General features: G+C 37.2%; 18 protein-coding genes. 9 read left to right on the top strand and 9 right to left on the bottom strand.

What is annotated here, in order from left to right:
• Positions 1-51: 51 nt before the first annotated feature.
• From IQ226_RS04655 to IQ226_RS04630, 6 genes are all read right to left on the bottom strand, one after another.
• A complete protein-coding gene (locus IQ226_RS04655) occupies positions 52-1,587 on the bottom strand; it encodes an HlyD family efflux transporter periplasmic adaptor subunit (RefSeq protein WP_193892674.1) in 1,536 nt (511 codons plus the stop codon).
• 65 nt (positions 1,588-1,652) lie between these two features.
• Entirely contained in the window at positions 1,653-4,373 is a 2,721-nt protein-coding gene (locus tag IQ226_RS04650; protein ID WP_193892672.1) for a peptidase domain-containing ABC transporter, read from the bottom strand.
• 21 nt (positions 4,374-4,394) lie between these two features.
• A complete protein-coding gene (locus tag IQ226_RS04645) occupies positions 4,395-4,991 on the bottom strand; it encodes a helix-turn-helix domain-containing protein (protein WP_193892670.1) in 597 nt (198 codons plus the stop codon).
• A gap of 1,368 nt (positions 4,992-6,359) precedes the next feature.
• Entirely contained in the window at positions 6,360-6,743 is a 384-nt protein-coding gene (locus tag IQ226_RS04640; RefSeq protein WP_193892668.1) for a HetP family heterocyst commitment protein, read from the bottom strand.
• Positions 6,744-7,214: 471 nt separating this feature from the next.
• Positions 7,215-7,451: a hypothetical protein gene (locus tag IQ226_RS04635; RefSeq protein ID WP_193892666.1), complete on the bottom strand. Its 237-nt coding sequence runs from the start codon at positions 7,449-7,451 to the stop codon at positions 7,215-7,217.
• Between the two features lie 1,818 nt (positions 7,452-9,269).
• A complete protein-coding gene (locus tag IQ226_RS04630; protein ID WP_193892664.1) occupies positions 9,270-11,657 on the bottom strand; it encodes a GH116 family glycosyl hydrolase in 2,388 nt (795 codons plus the stop codon).
• 333 nt (positions 11,658-11,990) lie between these two features.
• On the opposite strand from IQ226_RS04630, the gene IQ226_RS04625 reads away from it, so the two are divergent.
• The 6 genes from IQ226_RS04625 to IQ226_RS04600 all read left to right on the top strand — a co-directional run bounded on the left by IQ226_RS04625 (position 11,991) and on the right by IQ226_RS04600 (position 15,185).
• The gene (locus IQ226_RS04625) at positions 11,991-13,268 is read left to right on the top strand and encodes a hypothetical protein (RefSeq protein WP_228039238.1); all 1,278 of its coding nucleotides are present in this window, start codon (positions 11,991-11,993) and stop codon (positions 13,266-13,268) included.
• 529 nt (positions 13,269-13,797) lie between these two features.
• On the top strand, positions 13,798-14,085 hold the full coding sequence (locus tag IQ226_RS04620; RefSeq protein ID WP_193892662.1) for a type II toxin-antitoxin system Phd/YefM family antitoxin: 288 nt from the start codon (positions 13,798-13,800) through the stop codon (positions 14,083-14,085).
• Positions 14,069-14,410 carry a type II toxin-antitoxin system RelE/ParE family toxin gene (locus IQ226_RS04615; RefSeq protein ID WP_193892659.1) on the top strand — a complete coding sequence of 114 codons (342 nt, stop codon included), beginning with the start codon at positions 14,069-14,071 and terminating at the stop codon, positions 14,408-14,410. Before IQ226_RS04620 ends, IQ226_RS04615 begins: the two co-directional genes overlap by 17 nt.
• A gap of 3 nt (positions 14,411-14,413) precedes the next feature.
• Positions 14,414-14,608 (top strand): hypothetical protein, encoded by a 195-nt coding sequence (locus IQ226_RS04610; RefSeq protein ID WP_193892656.1) that lies wholly within the window; start codon positions 14,414-14,416, stop codon positions 14,606-14,608.
• An 80-nt stretch (positions 14,609-14,688) separates the two neighbouring features.
• On the top strand, positions 14,689-14,898 hold the full coding sequence (locus IQ226_RS04605; RefSeq protein ID WP_228039237.1) for a BrnT family toxin: 210 nt from the start codon (positions 14,689-14,691) through the stop codon (positions 14,896-14,898).
• 86 nt (positions 14,899-14,984) lie between these two features.
• A complete protein-coding gene (locus tag IQ226_RS04600) occupies positions 14,985-15,185 on the top strand; it encodes a hypothetical protein (protein ID WP_193892653.1) in 201 nt (66 codons plus the stop codon).
• Here IQ226_RS04600 and IQ226_RS04595 read toward each other — a convergent pair.
• Positions 15,160-15,333 (bottom strand): hypothetical protein, encoded by a 174-nt coding sequence (locus tag IQ226_RS04595; RefSeq protein WP_193892650.1) that lies wholly within the window; start codon positions 15,331-15,333, stop codon positions 15,160-15,162. The two genes, IQ226_RS04600 and IQ226_RS04595, sit on opposite strands and share 26 nt — an antisense overlap.
• A 7-nt stretch (positions 15,334-15,340) precedes the next feature.
• On the opposite strand from IQ226_RS04595, the gene IQ226_RS04590 reads away from it, so the two are divergent.
• Together IQ226_RS04590 and IQ226_RS04585 are read left to right on the top strand one after the other, a co-directional pair.
• The gene (locus IQ226_RS04590; RefSeq protein WP_193892647.1) at positions 15,341-15,562 is read left to right on the top strand and encodes a hypothetical protein; all 222 of its coding nucleotides are present in this window, start codon (positions 15,341-15,343) and stop codon (positions 15,560-15,562) included.
• Positions 15,550-15,993: a PIN domain-containing protein gene (locus IQ226_RS04585; RefSeq protein WP_193892644.1), complete on the top strand. Its 444-nt coding sequence runs from the start codon at positions 15,550-15,552 to the stop codon at positions 15,991-15,993. Before IQ226_RS04590 ends, IQ226_RS04585 begins: the two co-directional genes overlap by 13 nt.
• Here the strand turns inward: IQ226_RS04585 and IQ226_RS04580 are convergent.
• Positions 15,978-16,169 carry a hypothetical protein gene (locus IQ226_RS04580; protein WP_193892641.1) on the bottom strand — a complete coding sequence of 64 codons (192 nt, stop codon included), beginning with the start codon at positions 16,167-16,169 and terminating at the stop codon, positions 15,978-15,980. The genes IQ226_RS04585 and IQ226_RS04580 overlap by 16 nt on opposite strands.
• A gap of 15 nt (positions 16,170-16,184) precedes the next feature.
• On the bottom strand, positions 16,185-16,397 hold the full coding sequence (locus IQ226_RS04575) for a type II toxin-antitoxin system HicB family antitoxin (protein ID WP_193892638.1): 213 nt from the start codon (positions 16,395-16,397) through the stop codon (positions 16,185-16,187).
• 13 nt (positions 16,398-16,410) lie between these two features.
• On the opposite strand from IQ226_RS04575, the gene IQ226_RS04570 reads away from it, so the two are divergent.
• Complete coding sequence (locus IQ226_RS04570) at positions 16,411-16,599, top strand: hypothetical protein (protein ID WP_193892634.1); 189 nt, start codon at positions 16,411-16,413, stop codon at positions 16,597-16,599.
• Positions 16,600-16,617 lie beyond the last annotated feature (18 nt).

Here is a 16,617-nt window from a genome sequence, read left to right as displayed (position 1 = left end):
CTTTAAAAAAAGACATAACTTATTAAATTATGTCTTCAATAATCATTTTATTTAAAGCTCTAACCCACTCTTTTGCAACTTCTTAAATGGATCTAAAATGAAGTCAATAACATGACGCTGACGAATAATTACTTCCGCACTTGCTGTTTGTCCAGGGGTGATAGGAATCCGTTTGTTACCGACTTGAATATAAGGGTTTTCCAAAGCGATATCTAATTCATAAGTTTCTATGCGGTTAGAACTATTTTCTTGAACTCTAGAGTTAGGTGAAATCCAACTAATCCGTCCTGACACAATTCCGTATTCTTGGAAAGGATAAGCATCAAATTTAATTTTGACTGGCATTCCTGCCTTGACAAAACCACTATTTTGACTAGGCATACGTGCCTTCAAGATCAAAGGAGCATTTTCGGGAGCAATTTGAGCAATCATTTGTCCAACTTGGACAACAGAACCAGATTTTTTAATAGGTAATTCAAAAATTATGCCATCAATAGGAGAGCGGATAGTTCGCTGTTTTAGTTGTAAATTTAAGGCTGTAATCTGTCCTTTCGTCTGCATCATTTCTGATTGAAGAGAAATGATTTGATTTTGCATGTCTTTAAACTGTTCTTGACTTTTTAATAAAACTAATTCTCCGCCTTGCAGAGAACTTTTATAACTACTTTCTTCTTCTTGTAACCGTAGTTTTGCTTGTTCAATATCTGAACTAACTTGATTCATTAGTGACTGATAACGACTGACTTCTTCCTTTAGTCTTAACTTTGCTGTTTGCAGATTAAATTTTGCTTCTTCTTGGGAACGTTGACTTTCTTCAGCAATTTTTTCCAATTCTACTATTTTAGTTTGAGCAATTATTCCTTCCTTTAATAGCAGACGATAACGTTTAAGTTCAGAAATATCTCGACGTAAGCGACTTGTAGCTAATCTGTAGTTAGTTTGACTAGATTGTATATTCTGTTTTGCCTGATCAATTTGAGCTAATTTTTCCAGATTTTGGAAATTATAAGCACTTTTTTTAGTCTCAAATATTTGTTGAGCCTGATTAAGTTGGGCGATTTTTTCTAATGATTGAGATTGATTTTGCTGACGTTGAATATTAATTGACATCAGGACTTGATTTTTTAATATTTCTAGTTGAGATTGGCGATTAATTAGCCCCTCTAATTTGGATTGTGCTTGTTGAAGTTCTGTTTGTAAAATCTCAGATTCCATTGCTAATAAAACTTGTCCAGCTTTAACAGTTGCACCTTCTTTAACATTAACATTAATAACACTACCAGTTACCGCACTATCTAATTTTTGTGTTGCACCTTTAGGTTCTATTCTCCCACTCGCATTACCCGTTTCATCAACTTTAGTTAACATTGCCCAAGGTAAAATAATGGCAGCAAAACTGACTAATAAATACAACATGGAACGAGTCCATGCTTTTGGTAAAGCGTCTAATAATTCCTCTGTGCCATAAAACCAATCCTTGGCTTTATCTAATATTTGGATTTGTTGATTCGGATTAAAAGTAGTAGATTCAGGTTGATGCGGCGGATTTATAGTAGTTGTTGGTTGGGTGTAAACTGACTGTGGCATAAATAATTAGATAATTTTGGTGATATATCCCCGACTTCTTCAAGAAGTCGAGGATATGGTGAAAATTAATTTGTTTGTGCTAATTGTTGTTGATTAAGATAGAAATAATGTCCTCTTTTAGTGATTAATTGTTCATGTGTACCGCTTTCTACTAAAACACCACGATCTAAGACTAAAATTAGATCAGCATGACGAACTGTGGAAAGACGGTGAGCAATAATTACACTTGTACGTCCTTGCAAGATTTTTTTGAGGTTGTTCTGAATAATCCGTTCTGATTCGGCATCAAGATGACTGGTGGCTTCATCTAATATTAAAAGTCGGGGATTTCCTAATAATGCGCGGGCAATTGCTAACCGTTGGCGTTGTCCTCCAGATAACATTCCTCCCCCTTCACCAATTTGAGTTTCATAACCCATTGGCATTCTTTTAATAAATTCATCTGCACCTGCAAGTCTGGCTGCTTCCATAATCTCTTCTAAGGAAGCTTCTGGATGAGCAATTGTGATATTTTCCCGAATTGTTCCTCCAAATAAAAAGGTATCTTGGTCAACAACTCCAATTTGCGATCGCAAGGAATGTAAGGAAATACTAGTAACATCTTGATTGTCAATCATAACTCTTCCATCTGTCGCTAGATATAAACCCAAAATTAACTTAGAAAGTGTTGTTTTTCCCGAACCACTGCGACCAACAACTGCTACAGTTTGTTCAGGCAAGATTTCAAAACTGAGATTTTCTAAAATATTAATCTCACTTTCAGGATGATAGCGAAAGGTAACATTATTAAAACTAATTCTCCCCATTAATCTGGGGAGAAATTGTCGAGGTTTCTGTTCTAGATCTTCCTCTGGCTGTGCTTCTAAGACATCATTAATTCGTTCTGTGGCGACAATTACTTCCTGTAACTGATTCCACAAAATAATTAATCTTTGGAAAGGCTGAATAATATTGCCTAATAACATATTAAAGGCAACTAATTGACCAATGGTAAGTTGATTTTGAATCACCAACCAAGCTCCAAACCATAATAATCCTGTACTTGCCAAAGATTGAATAGTAGAACTAACTAATTGCAGTTGATTACCAATTACTTGACCACTAAAGTTCTTTTTGATTAAATTATTTAGCAATTCTTCCCAACGCCAACGTACCGTTTGTTCAATAGCCATTGAGCGAATCGAAGAAATGCCAGTCAAGCTTTGAATTAAATAACTATTTTCCAGTGTTCCTGCTGTAAATACCTCCCGACTAATCCGCCGCAAAAATGGTGTAGCAAAGAATGTTAAAATTACAAATGGCGGCACAATTGCTAGTGTCATTAATGCCATTGGTGGACTATACCAAAACATTAATCCCACATAAACAAAGACCGTTAGTAAATCCAATCCAATAGAAAGAGCTTCACCAGTGAGAAAACGTTGAATTTTCTGATTTTCTTGGACACGGGAGACAATATCCCCGACATAACGGGATTCAAAAAATGCCAGCGGTAGACTAAATGTATGTTTAATAAAACCTACCATTAAGGCGACACTAATGCGGTTGGCTGTGTGATCTAGTAAATATTGTCTTAAGCCATTAATAGCAACCCGAAACAGACCAAAAATTAACAATCCAAACCCGACAGTATTTAAAGTTAACACACTGCCTTGAACAATGACTCTATCTAATAGAAGTTGCGTAAATAAAGGCGTGATTAATCCAAATATTTGAATTAAGACCGAAGCCAGAAATACTTCTAGGAGAACCTGAAAATGAGGTTTAACTAAATCCAATAACTGCCAAAATGGCGTGTTAGCTTCTGGGGTTTTTTTGAGGGAAGCTGTAGGTTGTAATAGTAAAGCGTAACCAGTCCAACCTGCGAGAAATTCCTTAGTAGTCAGCCGACGTTGACCAATGGCAGGATCGGCAATAATTACCTGTTTTTTGGTAATTTCATAGACAACAATGTAATGTTTACCTTGCCAATGAGCGATCGCAGGTAAAGGCTGTTGAGCAAATTTATCCAAACTGGCTTTTACCGGACGGGTAGCAAAACCAAGGCTTTCCGCCGCTGCACTCAAACTTCGCATAGATGCACCACTCCGGCTAATATTAGCCAGATCCCGCAGCCGATTAATACTCAGATTTTTCCCCCAATAACGACCAACCATAACTAAGCAAGCAGCACCACAATCCGCTGCACTTTGTTGTTCAAAAAAGGGATAGCGTTTAGTAAATTTCCGCCACCAATTGCCAGCAATAACAGTAGGAATAGGAAAATATTGAGAGGGTTTCTTTGTTAATGTTGGTGCGGGAACAATTGGTTGAGAAAAATTAACAACTTTGCCATTTTTTGGCAATTCAACAATCGGAATGTCTGGAGATTTAGGACTGTTAATTAACTCTGCCTTATTCAGCAAAAGATTATAAACAGGAGGAAATTCTCCCATAACCTTTTTCACCGTTTTTTCGGGAAGATAGGCAACCTTTAAATTCACAGAAGCTCTAGCAACATAACTGCTAAAATCTTGGTCTGGAAATAAAGTTAATTCCCCAAATGATGATCCTGGCGTGAGAGTATTAATTAAATTGTTGGAGCTATCAAGCAATCTTACCTTACCCGACAGCACAATATAAATTCCCGGATTGGCTGTAGTCGCTTGCCAAAATTGCTTTGCTACTGGCGGCTCAATAATTTCTAAAGCCTGGATACAATCTGTAACGACTTGATCTGATAATCCATCACCCAAGACTTGCTTAATATATGTAGCTAACTGTTCCTGAGAAAACGCTGATAGCATTTCCTAACCTCCAAAACACTATTACTTATTGGTCTGCATGAGATTAAATGACCAATGAAAACTAGGTTCAGGTAGAGAATGCAAATCACTAATTTTAATTGCCAAATCCTGATTTTCAGTAGTTATCAATGGGGAACTTTTACGTTTGGTAGACAGTCCCATTTGTTTAAGGAGGCGATTAATGTGGCGATCGCTAATTTGAATTCCCAACTCCTTCGCCAAATGTTTACTCAACCATTGCGCCGTCCAATCACTAAAAGCATAGCCATATTCACGGGGACTACAATTAACTAATTCCTTCAATCTTTCAATATATTCATCATTAACAATCTTTGGTCTACCCAATGGTCGCTGATTCCATTTATGTGCCATCCCCGCCTCAGCAATACCGATCCAGTATCTCGCCATCTCCTGAGAACAACCAATCATTTCACAAATATGAGTTTGCGACTTTCCCATATCTGCTAACAACATAATCTCAATTCGTCGCCGATATTCTGGTTGCGAATTATTTTGTAAATTTTTGAGCAACACCTTCCGCTGAAAAGGTGTTAAAAACTTACTTTCATAAGTATCGTAAATATTCACAACCTGATGTTGATGAGAATAAGATGACATAATTCTTACCAGTTGCTTTCTACTTTCAAATTCGGGCAAATTCATCTATTACATCTATTGCTAAAATCCAGATGCAAAAACTTTCACAGATATGCAATGTTTAATCTGTATGATGTTTCCTGAATATTCATTTAATTCTTAATATCTATGTAACAGGCATAGCTGTTATGTCCCCCCAATAAACAGCATTGTCTGGCAAAACACCCATAAATAAACTCCCAAGATTTAGCTTGCTAATGCCAAAAATCTACATAGGGAATGATATTACCCCTAATTGAGATGGGAGTCTATTGATAAATACTGGTATTTCAGTTAATTAATTTATGCAGTAACTCTTCAAAAATTGTAGCCTCACACTAAATAAACTTAAGCAGGATGTAATCTATCTCTTACACTATCCTAAGAATAGAAAACTCTCATCAGCAAACTTTCTTAAATATGAAATTGTTTGTCTGATAGCATGGCCTTAGTCATTTAGTTTAGATAAAAACGTGACAAAGCCTCAGTTCTTATCTTTAAATTCTGCTATATCTTCTTCTAAAATTTATATAAAAAATAAAATCTTCATCTAAACTTCATGAAAACTTTATAGAAAATTCATATTAACTTAAAGCTGATAAAAATATATCGAGTAAATTTCCGAAAATCCTCTTGTAGAATCTTATATACATAAACAAGCACGTGGAAAATTAAGTAGGTGAACACAATAAAACCAAACTGTGTAAAGAAACGTAAAATCGCTGAAAACTTGTTTAATCTTGCCTCTTGCCTTGCTATAACGACAACTCTCAACGCCAACCTACTTATGACAAATTATCAATACCTTATCCATTTTCTGCTTTGTTGGGTTAAGCGACAGCGCAAGCCAACAAATGCGTTAGGTTGAAGCATGAAGCCAAACCTACAAATCAAAGCTTTTCCAATTTAGACAAAGTATTGATGATAATTACTGTTATATCAATTGCCAGTTGACATAACAGCAAAAATTTGTAAGTAAGAGCATGATCTGACCATAATCTTTCCCTTTCCCCATCTACCTTAATAACTAAAGTTAGCCAAACCTTAGTTACAGAAAATTTGGTAGTAGAAGTTATCTAGCCATATCAATTTTATTAGGGTAATCCACCACCCCAATTGAACAGCATTCAGACTTCTTAGGAAAAAGAACCACCTTTAGTTATGGTTCATCAGTCTTAATGAAGAATTTATTTAATTAATCAGAAACTGAATGCCAATTTCTAATCTATAGGATGTTATCAGTGTGTATTTGCCATTCTGGCAGATTTTTACAACGAAGTCAGTAATTGCAGTTACTCACATTTCCAATCAATTGATCTGAGTAACAAGCAATTACGAGATTATCAGCAACTATGCCGACTTTTTTTCCCTACTGTTAGCGCGTGCTTCAGCATGATGCTTACCTCCCACTTCCATATAGGCTATATCCTTAATCTTACTTAAACAGTTAGATGCCAGATTGCCTTCGGATCTTTTCTCTGTGGTGGGTTTAGCAATTTTGAGAGTTTCATTATTTTGGGGATTGGAGCGACTCGTACGAGCATTTTCTTTGAGAATGCGGTTATAAGTCCGATAAGGGATATAGTGCATTGGATTATAGCCTACGAATCGTAACATTAAAACACAAGCCCAAGAATACTTCCCTGCTAAAATCGCTTCAACTACTTGGTCTAACTGTTCGGGATGGATTTTTGGTTCTAAGTTGTTACCACTGCCAGCAATATCTTGATTCATAATCTTAGTTATTCTTGAATTGAGTAAATTAGTCCAGTTTCTGCAAATGCGATGGTCTTCAGCCTAGCTGTTGCGGGAATGACCAGAACCTATAAATAATCAATTGGTGGCAGATGTGAAAAATAGTAACAACTTGCTGCAAAAATACGGTAATTGCGAACACGGATACCTGGATAGAACGGATTTCAGAGAACTGCATCCCTAAAACTACCCGTTGAACTGAGCTAAAAAACGCATTTGACCTGATGATTTTTTTCATAACCTGACCTGTGATTGAAAACCTGATTGTTTTTAATCAAGCCTCTGTACTACTGTGCTGTCCGTGTATACTCTGATTTTCTAGGCAGTTTTACAGTTTTCAATTAGTAATATCTATAGCTCACTCCAGATAATATGTATTAATTGCTTCTGGGCTTCAGATTTATACTTACTAATGAATCAAAGGTAAAAATTTACCAAATTTTCTGCTTTCTACCGAGAGGAATTGAGTTCGACGTAGCTTTTCGTAGATGCCGTTGTGTACTGTTGAAACTTCCAAGTGGAAATTTTTGGCTTCGCCCTAGTTACTGCTGTATAACTTCTTACCATTGCCTTTGCTGCTTCTGCTGTAAAAGCCGACAATTGCACCAGTGGAATCAGGAAAACCATTAATTTCTCAATTTCAAAAGCCACATTTTTATTTATACTATTTTTTGTCGCTAATGTCATCTGCCAAGGTGGCAAGATTTAAGTTAAATTTACTGAACTTATCTAGATATTTACTTATGTCTTGTGCAAGTTTGGGTTTTGTCCCCACTTGGCAAAAAATGAGGGGTGTTACCCCCCACTTTAATCTCAATAGCAGATGTTATCATTGTCATACAAGACAGAAACACCACTAATATGGTTGATCTAAGCTCCTGAAATATAAATAGTTTTGATCAATGGTTATATTCAAAAAAATTAAATTTTTATGAAAACAAAAGAAATGTTTAAATTTACATTTTGCTTGGATATAACTCTTGTTGTGTAAGCATTTCATTGATTTGTAATCTTGATAAATAGATATAAATATCAATTAATAAACAATCCAGAAATCAGCAAAATCTTTTCTTGTCAATACTCTAATATTGCTGGGTAATTAATTTTATCAAGATGGTTGCTTTTGGACGAAGAAGACATCCAGCTAGATGTGGATAATAAAAACTGTATCAACATGAACCTTTAGCTATTATCTTATTTGGTTACTTATAGCTATTTATTTATTAGGCAGTATGGCCATTAACTGGAATTGGTAAACTGCTAATGACATGTATACAATTTATTACTATAAGTAAGATCACAGGATATTCATCAAGCTAATTCGGTAGGAATAACTATCATTATCTATTGTCAATGTCCGGGGATTCTTGTGGTTAAAGCCGATACTCCTTGACTCAGGATTGAGTCCCTATGGCTAAGTAGTTCTTAATTAAATTGGCTAAAACGGATGTGAACTGCTGCTGTTCAGGGTTGAGTAGGAATGACCTACGCGGATGTTCTGGATAACTTCCCCAAAAATGGATAAGGTAATTGCTTGACAGATAAGAATGAGGAGGTTATAGTGTAATTCCCAAGCTGTTTAAGCTTTTAAGCGACGAGGGTATTTTGAAGGCGATAGCGCTGCTTGCAGCAGTTCGCTCTGAATCAAAATTTTTGAATATTTGCAAACTAACTGGGAACTTATCACCAATACTGCCAGTCGTAGATGTCAACAACCGCGTTTGAACCTGACCAACCTGACTAAATAGCTTGATAAAGCTCCTGCTGTCCTTGCTTTATTCAACTATCCTGCAACTACTCATATTTTTATACAATTGGAGTCTACCGATAAATTCTCGTCTGTTGTCAACTAGACTGGAGAGTTTTTTCGAGCGGGTAATTTTAATCTTTTAAGCTACCATAGCCCTAAATCAAGTGGGGAATTGGTGATTAGGCTGTTACGCAGCTAAATTTGATAAGCATAATTTACTTGAACTTTGTGGTGCACGCATCTTGCCCGCTAGAATTTACAAACTAAATGCACAACAGCTTATGTTTATGTAGGGCTTGCTGAAAAAACGTAAAACGTAAATGAATCAAAGGTTTGAGGTTGATAAGCGTTCCGAAGGGATAGACATGAAGAACACGAAGGAAGAAGAAAAGAAGATAGGTAATCTTTCACCTGGAAGGGAGTAGCTAATTGCTGACTTCTGACTTTTGACTTTTGACTTTTGACGAACGCCTTGCGGTACTAGTTCGCTAGTTAACCCTATAATACTTGAGTAGAAAATTTATCCATATTTGGTGAGAACGACTAATTTTATGTTCTGTGTGGGTTTAGAAGTTATTCTTGTGGCTAAATAAGGGAAAAAAGTGTATCTTAAGACATTTGTTTTCAGATTTAAGTTCCTCAACTTTTAACCATTACTGATTTTTTAGCGCAATTCCGGAAACAACAGGAAAATAAAATTGAATAACAATATCCCCGACTTCTCTAAGAAGTCGGGGATATAAAGAACCTTGGATTTAAGGAATTAGCAAATAAATTCCCCAAATAGCCATAGCGCGGAGATAGGTACTAGCGCGGAAAGTGCCATTAGCGGTGATAGCTTCCGGGGTGCGAAATTGTAAGCCATTGTCGTAAATTTGCTTAACTACAGCCTCAGTTAACCGCATGGCTTCATTTTTCATGTCCATTTGCACCAAGAAAGCTGCTAGACCAAAATTGATGCCTGTCCAAACTTCCAAAGGATGGGTAGAATGGGGATTTTCTGGTAAACCATTGGGAAGAACACCGTTAGCAGCGCCAAATTTACCATTTTGGAATTTGAGAAAACAGGCATCATATACTTTTGTTAAGGCGGATAAAGCGCGATCGCTGGGGACAATATCTGGTAAACTCAATAAACGAGCGTAGAATTGCCCACACAATTGGTCAGCCATAACTACCTGAGAACCACTTTCACTATCCAACCGGTAATACTCACCATTCCAAAGCTTCTCCTGATAAATTGGTTTTGATTGATTTAACCAACCTTGATAAATAGACCCTTGTACCTCTACCTCTGCGTCCTCCGTGCCTCTGTGGTTCGTTAAAATCTTAGAAATAGCAATAGCAGCCTCCAAAGCAGCTAACCACAAACCACCACAATAGGCACTGACACCTTGCAAGCGCCAATCATCGAAAGTTTGGTCAGGTGCGCCAGAATTTTCTGGTATACTGTCACCATCGAGATCAAAAGTTTTCACATAATCGAGAGTTTGGACAATAGCGTCCCAACAATCTGCTAAAAACGCAATATCATTTGCACCGGTAAGCAGAAAATCTCGATATACCTGCAAAACAAAATCACAACCTAAATCTTTCCACAGATTGCAATCTTGATAACTGGTATAATTGGTTTTTTCCCAAACGTGTTCATTGGGTGCGCCTAAATCATGGGGTGTCGCACCGGCAATTTTCCGAACTGCGTTGGGACTTTCCGATTTGATAGTCAGATAATAACCGATAATTCTAGTTCTATCATCACTTTGGGGAATAGCTCTAGCAAAGGCGCGAATTACCGACTTTTCCAATTCTGGGAATAACATCAATAATCCAAAAGAACCGTATAACCGCACATCTAGACTTTCGTACCAACGGTAATCTAAACATTCTAACACGGCAAATTGACCAACGGGATCAATTTCCGAGGACGCACTCCAGAGAGTTCCGCCGCTAGTTAAATCGTAGAGTTCGTTAAATAAAGCCATTTTGAACCAGTCAGGCAAATCTGACTTTTCTAAAATGGGGGTTTGCCAATTTTCGATGAGCGATCGCCAATTCTGATATTCTTTAAGAGCAGTAGTGGCAATTTGCCAAGCATTCTCACCATTACAACCAAAAAAGTCTGTATATCTGCGGTAATAGTTCACCCCCGCTGCAAATTCCGTAACGGGGAAATCCCAACTGAGGACAAAAGGAACTTCTAAATTTTCCCCAGGTTGCAAAGTAAAACGCACCGCAATTGCTGCACCTAAGCGAGTATTTTCATCTGCGGGAGTTTCATCTAGATAATTAGGTAAAGAACCATCTGTAGAGAAACTTTGCCAAACATCTTCACCATTACCCACAGGATTAAATCGGCAATGATGAAATATTTCCACTTGGGGATTTTTAGTAGTCGCAATACACCAAGTTCCGTCCCCTTCTTGAACAGTTTGACTATTAGAAACTTGACCTAAAACGCAGCCAAAATATTGATGATCTTCAGCTAAACAATTATAATTTCCTTGACTTTCTCCCCAGGGTGGTAGATAGTCATAAACTGGACTACCATCATCTCTAACTTTAACTTCAGGAGATTTTAAAGTATTAGTAAACCAACCCACCATATTTTCCCAAGTTAGCATAATGCTAATAGTAATTGGTGCAGTCGTGGGGTTATGTGCTTTCCACAAAAAAACCGCGACAGGATAACTTGTTTCTTGATAATTATCTGCCCAAATTGGTGAAAATTGCTCGCAGATTAATTGAGTTTTTAAGACATTTTCATAAACAAACCAACTGCGGGGATAAAGCGCGTGATATGTACCTGAGTTCTGTTCCTGAGATTGTGGATACCATTGCCAAGATTGCAGTGTATGATCTTCTGAGGGTTGGGTAGATAATGCGTAGGCTTGTCCCGATTCAAAAATACTAAATTGACAAGCGGGAACGGTTTTGAAAGTATGTTCTCCCCCGTCAATGTGCCACAGGTTAAAGTCTCCCCGTGAAGAACGTCCTATACACCCTGCACCAAAGCCACCAAGAGGTATTCCGTGCCAGGGACCATCATCAATATTACTAGGATAACGGACGGTGTAGGGTTTATCCCAGCCTAAGCCAATGGGACGTTTCCAGGTGCAGGAGGGTATTTGGGCGTGCTTTGTCATGGTTTGAGTTTTACGGGTTGACGCTATGAAGACTAGCGCGATGTGTGATTTTTCTCAAGTGAATCATGAAAATATTTTTATTTAATTACAGTTCCTAATCTTTGATTATATAACTAAATTGCGATCGCTTCGCTCACCATCGGTAACGCTTTTTTTATTTCCTTTGCGGTATTTATCCAACACACCACGCAAACGTTAAAAAACATTTCACTATATTGTCAAGATACAACACTATAAGGATAATTAACTAAGCATGGTTATGTGTTGCAATATCAAATAATATACAGGCTTATTGTATAACGCTGTTGAAGTTTTTACAACTAGGGAAAAATTATGATACCAATTCAAGTTACCTTTGCATTAGCAGATTGGGTTGCTAAAGGCTTACAAGATGGAACATTTGAACGGGTTGGGTGTGTAATTCGGGATGTAGCAAGTAAGAAAATTGTAACTTGGTTGCGAGACACTAATTCAGTTGCTCCTCCAGATCCCACCTTTCTTCCTCCGGTGATACAAGCACTTGATCCTGTTACTGGCATACTTAACTTAATTGCTTCAGGCGCGAATGTAGCAATTTCAGCTAAAGGATTTTCTGATGTGAATCAGAGTTTAGATGTTCTTGAAAATCAGATTACTTCAGTTGGGCAAACTTTACAATTTTCTCAAAGTATTTTGCAAGTATCTACTGCTGCTAGTATTCTCAATCTTGGTGTTTCAGTAATGGGTTTTGCTGTCATAGCACAGCGATTAAAAGAACTAGAACAAAGACTACAAAAAGCAGAGGAGTTATTAAACAAAGTTAACCGTAAAATTGATTTGAGCTTCTACGCAAATTTTCGTGCTGCACTAGATTTAGCTATGAATGCTTTTACCATGACTAAGGTTGAGAATAGAAGGGATAGTGCATTACAAGCTATCAATCGTTTTTTAGAAGCTGAACATATTTATACTAACTTCACAGATATAGAAATCGAAAAACAAAGCCAGATTGCGGATGAATATTTATTAACTTTATCTTTAGCTTATCTAGCCGAAGCACGATGTTATTTAGAATTAGAAGAACATGATACAGCAATTCGTAGATTTCAAGAAGGGCAAAAAGTTCTTCAATCACGTATTCATAAATATATCAATATTTTACTGACATCTAATCCAGCAGTCTATCTACATCCAGAATTTCAAGGACAAATAGACTTAAAGAGATTAGCAAAAATTTATCAATGGATAAATTCGGATTTAGATGAAAATGCTGTATTTGAAAATCAACGTAACAATCTATTTAAAATTGCCAAAGATCATACACAATGGATTGATTCATTACCACCAGCAATTTTAGATCGTGTCGAAATTCAAGGTACGTGGTTCGGTCCGAATCACGATGAATTAAAGCAAGCAGCTTTTACAAGACTTCCCCAAGTATTTGAAGTCATGGAATCAATGATTGAAACTAACAACAGATTTGAATCTTATCAAACAGAAATACAAGCAATATCTCAATTAGGAATTAGTTTTCATGAATGGCTACAATTAAAACCATCTACAGAACAAAAACCAGAAGGTGCAGAATTAATGTTTATTATTCCTTCTCAACCTTTAGAATTACCTGGTTAACCCGGATTTCTCACCAAAATCCTCAAACCCTTATAAAATCTCGATTCTGGGTTTTCACACTGCATCAAAAATCAACTCCGTGAAAAATGCCCGAAACCGTTTCTCTATAAGGATTAGATAGATTGCGATAGCGTTCGCGGTAGCGTCTCGTTCGCATAGCGTTCCGAAGAAATAGAGATAGCGCGACCTAGGAATCGCATTGTTTGTGAGAAATGCGGGATCCCCACATCCTCAAACAGCGAACTGCTTGCAGCAGCGCAACGCTTACGCATCCCTACAACCCCAAAACAGCGATTCCTAGGTTGCGCTTCGCTATCGCTCTCCCTTCACACCTCCAACAAGCGATTCCTAGGTCGTGCTTCGCTATCGCGCTCCCACAAACCCAACACCCCACATATCCAAACAGCGAACTGCTTGCAGCAGCGCTTCGCTATCGCACTCCCCACATCCCAAAACAGCTATATCTTCCCTTGACAAAATATTTTCATACAATTAACATGAAATTATCAAATAATTTGTTGAAATTATTATGTTTAGCCTAAGCGATATTCACCCCTTATCAGAATTTCAGCGTGGAGCAAAGATGTTTCTGGATAAGTTAAAAGAAACTAAATCTCCCATTGTGCTGACTGTGAATGGTAAAGCTGCTGCTGTGGTTCAAGATGCTGAAAGTTATCAAAAAATGATTGATAGACTGGAAGTACTAGAATCTGTTGCTAAGATACGTAAAAGTATAAATGAGTTTGAACAAGGTGAGGGTATGCCCTTAAATCAAGCATTTGCAGAATTTAAGGAAAAATATGGCATACCGGATTGAGATTTCACCTAGTGCTATTGCTGATATTGAGAGTATTTTCCTGTGGATAAAAGAGGAGTCACAGGAACGAGCTTTTCGTTGGGTGCGGGGATGTTATGAAATTATGCTGACGTTGGAAAATTTTCCCCAACGTTGTTCTCTCGCTATAGAAAGTAAGTATATGGGGATTGATGTTCGACAACTTATTTACCAAAAACAATTTTTAATTTTATTTACGGTTAAAAATCTTGGGGAAGAGGAAGAAGTTGTATATATTCATCGTGTTCGTCATGGTTCTCAGCAGAGATTGGAAAATATACAGGATTTATTAGGAGATGAGTTATAAAATTTGACACTCAATAGCGATCGCATTCCCCCAAACCCAAAAAGCGATCGCATCCCACATTCTCAAAAGCGATCGCAAGAAGTGAGCGCACTCCAACATCCCCAAACAGCGATTCCTACGGAGCGCAACGCTTACGCACTCCCAACATTTTCAAACAGCGATCGCATCCCACATTCCCAAAAGCGATCACTACGTTAAACTACTGATAATACTGTCAAAGTATAAAATTATGGTATAATTATGGTATCAACTTATTTAATCTCTTGTAATTTATAAATTTGCGTTATAATTTTGATTGGAATCCAGCAAAAGAAAAACAGAATATTCGTAAACATCAAATCAATTTTCGTTTAGCATCAACTGTTTTTCGTGATCAATATCAATTAAGTTTATATGATGAAGAGCATAGTGATTATGAAGACAGATGGATTACTATAGGTTTAGATGAAACGGGTATTTTAAGGGTTGTTATTCATACTTTTGAATAAACAGATGAAGACTCGTGTTTGATTCGCATTACTTCAGCACGGAAAGCAACTTTTAATGAACAGCAGTATTATCAAGGAAGAAATCTATGAAAGCAGAGTATGATTTTTCACAAGCTGAACAAGGTAAGTTTTATAATGCTGATGCGACTTTTCATTATCCGATTTACCTTGAACCAGATGTTGATAATTTTCTCAAGAAAATTGCTCAGAAAAAAAACATTGATGTGCAAACTTTAGTCAATGAATGGTTGAGAAATAATATTAAATTAATTGAAAGCATTCAGTAAAAGCGATCGCACCTCCACAAACCCCAAAACAGCGAACTGCTTGCAGCAGCGCTTCGCTATCGCACTCCCACATCCCCAAAAGCGATCGCATCCTCACAAACTCAAAACAGCATATAGTTAAATTAGGCTTAAAACTATAAATAAGCAAAAAATGTATGTCTAACTATCAAGAATTGTTACAACAGGCTAAAAATCTGACTCCAGAAGAACAACTTAAATTAGTTGAAAATTTATCTATCTTAATTCGTCAACAATTGAAAATGACATCAAAACCAAAGCGTAATATTTTAGAATTGCGTGGTTTAGGTAAGGAAATTTGGGGAAATATTGACGCTCAGGAATATATTAATCAGGAGCGTGATTCATGGAATGGTTAAATGAATTACAGGGTAAAATTATAGGTTTAGATACAGCACCGCTAATTTATTTTATGGGAGAAAATCCTAGTTATTTAGAAGTTACAGATGTTTTTTTTACAGCCATGTATAGAGGTGAGTTTAGTGTTGTCACGTCGGTTTTAACTATATCAGAAGTTTTAGTTTATCCTTTACGTGCAGGAAATACAATATTGGCTCAACAATATCGTGATATTCTCTTCAATTCTCAAGGTTTAACAACTATTGAAGTTTTACCAGATATTGCTGAAAATGCAGCCAAATTAAGAGCAGATTACAATTTAAGAACACCGGATGCTATTCAAATGGCTACTGCTATTTATGGTAATGCGTCTTTTTTCTTAACTAATGATATACGTTTACCTTCTTTACCAGGGTTAACTGTGTTGGTTTTAAATCAGTTGATGAGTTGAGTGTTTTTGAATACAGCGATCGCACTCCCAACATCCCCAAAAGCGATTCCTACGGAGCGCTTCGCTATCGCACTCCCAACATCTCCCAAACAGCGAACTGCTTGCAGCAGCGCTTCGCTATCGCATCCCCACATCCTCAAAAAGCGATACCTTCGGTCAGCTTCACTATTGCACATCCCCAAAAGCATCAATTAAGCAGACATTAACCGCTGTGTAGGTTCAGGAATTTTTCGATCTAACTCTTGAGCAGTTTCTATCCATTCCTGCATAATAATTTCTATATTTTGCAGTGCTTTTTGATAAGTTTCTCCATCAGCAGCACATCCCGGTAAATCTGGAACTTCTGCGATAAATGATTGGTCTTCTTCACTCCAATAGAGATTAATTTCATAGCGCAGAGTCATCTTAACCTCCTAAATGTTTATAATAACAGATTTTAGCGATCGCACCTCCCTACATCCTCAAAAAGCGATTCCTACGGAGCGCTTGCGCTATCGCACACCTCCACACCCCCAAAACAGCGAACTGACAAGTCAGTGCTTGCGCTATCGCATCCCCACATCTCCAAAAGCGATCGCCTTGAGTTATCCCACTATTTTCTCTTAACTGGTATAATCATTCCTA

The sequence above is a fragment of the Dolichospermum sp. LEGE 00240 genome, from assembly GCF_015207875.1.
GTDB lineage: Bacteria > Cyanobacteriota > Cyanobacteriia > Cyanobacteriales > Nostocaceae > Dolichospermum > Dolichospermum gracile.
This window is presented reverse-complemented; position numbering and strand designations above follow the sequence as displayed.

What these genes read in the sequence shown, in the direction of transcription:
- IQ226_RS04640 (WP_193892668.1), bottom strand. Translation starts at nt 6,743, where the DNA reads ATGAATCAAGATATTGCTGGCAGTGGTAACAACTTAGAACCAAAAATC.
- IQ226_RS04650 (WP_193892672.1), bottom strand. Translation starts at nt 4,373, where the DNA reads ATGCTATCAGCGTTTTCTCAGGAACAGTTAGCTACATATATTAAGCAA.
- IQ226_RS04590 (WP_193892647.1), top strand. Translation starts at nt 15,341, where the DNA reads ATGTCTAACTATCAAGAATTGTTACAACAGGCTAAAAATCTGACTCCA.
- IQ226_RS04645 (WP_193892670.1), bottom strand. Translation starts at nt 4,991, where the DNA reads ATGTCATCTTATTCTCATCAACATCAGGTTGTGAATATTTACGATACT.
- IQ226_RS04600 (WP_193892653.1), top strand. Translation starts at nt 14,985, where the DNA reads ATGAAAGCAGAGTATGATTTTTCACAAGCTGAACAAGGTAAGTTTTAT.
- IQ226_RS04620 (WP_193892662.1), top strand. Translation starts at nt 13,798, where the DNA reads ATGTTTAGCCTAAGCGATATTCACCCCTTATCAGAATTTCAGCGTGGA.
- IQ226_RS04580 (WP_193892641.1), bottom strand. Translation starts at nt 16,169, where the DNA reads ATGTGCAATAGTGAAGCTGACCGAAGGTATCGCTTTTTGAGGATGTGG.
- IQ226_RS04630 (WP_193892664.1), bottom strand. Translation starts at nt 11,657, where the DNA reads ATGACAAAGCACGCCCAAATACCCTCCTGCACCTGGAAACGTCCCATT.
- IQ226_RS04570 (WP_193892634.1), top strand. Translation starts at nt 16,411, where the DNA reads ATGTTTATAATAACAGATTTTAGCGATCGCACCTCCCTACATCCTCAA.
- IQ226_RS04625 (WP_228039238.1), top strand. Translation starts at nt 11,991, where the DNA reads ATGATACCAATTCAAGTTACCTTTGCATTAGCAGATTGGGTTGCTAAA.
- IQ226_RS04585 (WP_193892644.1), top strand. Translation starts at nt 15,550, where the DNA reads ATGGAATGGTTAAATGAATTACAGGGTAAAATTATAGGTTTAGATACA.
- IQ226_RS04655 (WP_193892674.1), bottom strand. Translation starts at nt 1,587, where the DNA reads ATGCCACAGTCAGTTTACACCCAACCAACAACTACTATAAATCCGCCG.
- IQ226_RS04635 (WP_193892666.1), bottom strand. Translation starts at nt 7,451, where the DNA reads ATGACATTAGCGACAAAAAATAGTATAAATAAAAATGTGGCTTTTGAA.
- IQ226_RS04615 (WP_193892659.1), top strand. Translation starts at nt 14,069, where the DNA reads ATGGCATACCGGATTGAGATTTCACCTAGTGCTATTGCTGATATTGAG.
- IQ226_RS04575 (WP_193892638.1), bottom strand. Translation starts at nt 16,397, where the DNA reads ATGACTCTGCGCTATGAAATTAATCTCTATTGGAGTGAAGAAGACCAA.